The organism is Acinetobacter sp. 228, from assembly GCF_048147885.1.
In genome coordinates this window covers 1-1,227 of the sequence record NZ_JAYWYV010000375.1, presented here as the reverse complement: position 1 = coordinate 1,227, position 1,227 = coordinate 1, and the positions used below count along the sequence as shown (strand labels likewise).

Genomic DNA, 1,227 nt, shown 5'->3' with positions numbered 1-1,227 from the left:
CGTTAAAAAGTGAAAAAGTACTAATATTTGGTATTTGTGGTTGTTGAGAACCGAGTTCTACCCGATCAAATTGCATCAGTTGAGGAGGCGCAATCACCAACCAAAAAAAAGAAGCGAGTTTCCAGCATAACCATAAAATTAAAATGGCAAGGACCACTACACTCAGTCGATCTAATTTTTGCCATTGCAATTGCTGTAATTTATCAATCCATACTTTCATTAGTTACCACCTTGTAATAATGGTTGGCGAGAACTAATGACAAAAGTATCCAAACCAGCTTTACCGTCATATGATGGAACATTGAGTAATAAACGCTGTGTGAGCTGAACATCCAGCATCATATTGGCATCTAGTAAAAGATTGGCCATTTTTTGATTACGCTGATCACGGATGTCCACTTGTAGTTGTCCGTTCTGGTCAGTCAACTGCCCACTTAAAGAAGGCATATTCATACGATCTTGACGATCACCAATATTATAAATGAACGCTCCACCACCCCAATGCAATTGCCCATCAACTGCCGCAAAGCCTTGCTCTTTTTTATAATTAAATTGGATATCTTTAAGTTGAATACTATTTACAGGCCATTGCCAATTTACAATTTGCTTCAGTGTTTCTGGAGCAATCTGGCCATTCATATCCCTTACAATAACTTTTTTTCCAAAACCATACGCCATAATCCCCGTTAATTGCGTATTACCACTATGAATATCAACATCTGCAGCAAAGCGTAATAAAAGTAAGTCTAGCGGTCTCGTTTTCCAGTGGATAGTGCCTCGTAACGCTCCACGGTGCCAGTCTGCCTGCCCCTGCCAGATATTGCCACTTACATTATGGACAGTTTGATTATTCTTTGAAAATTTAGAGATAAGCCAAGTCGCCGGAATCTGTAAAATAATAAAAATTAAAAATGCAATGAGGGCAAAAAACCACCACTTCCATTGCCTAGACTTTTTCTTCATTCAGCCTTACCAACATGCAAATTATCATCCTTATATGAGAGTTCCTCTCTAGTCTGACATTATGCATACTTTTTCAACATCGCCAATTCACTTCATATAAAAAAACCAAGCAATCGGGCTTGGCGTTTCGCTAAAGACTATAAGTTGAACGTATGACAAAATCATGAAATTTACGATTGATCTTGCTAAATGAAAATTTAGTCTCAACAATGCTCTTAATTAGCAACTCAAGCACCTTATTGAATATTCATATTTAAAATAAAA

At 37.3% G+C, this 1,227-nt stretch carries 1 protein-coding gene and 1 pseudogene; both read right to left on the bottom strand.

Going from position 1 to position 1,227, the window contains the following annotated elements; translation table 11 throughout:
- Positions 1–220, bottom strand: a pseudogene (locus VXQ92_RS19140) (type II secretion system protein N); the annotation flags it as partial.
- Positions 220–963 (bottom strand): type II secretion system protein N, encoded by a 744-nt coding sequence (gene gspN / locus VXQ92_RS19135; RefSeq protein WP_416682864.1) that lies wholly within the window; start codon positions 961–963, stop codon positions 220–222. The pseudogene VXQ92_RS19140 and the gene gspN, both read right to left, overlap by 1 nt.
- Positions 964–1,227: the final 264 nt, after the last annotated feature.

Coding starts and splice junctions, on each gene's coding strand:
- gspN (WP_416682864.1), bottom strand. CDS start 963: ATGAAGAAAAAGTCTAGGCAATGGAAGTGGTGGTTTTTTGCCCTCATT.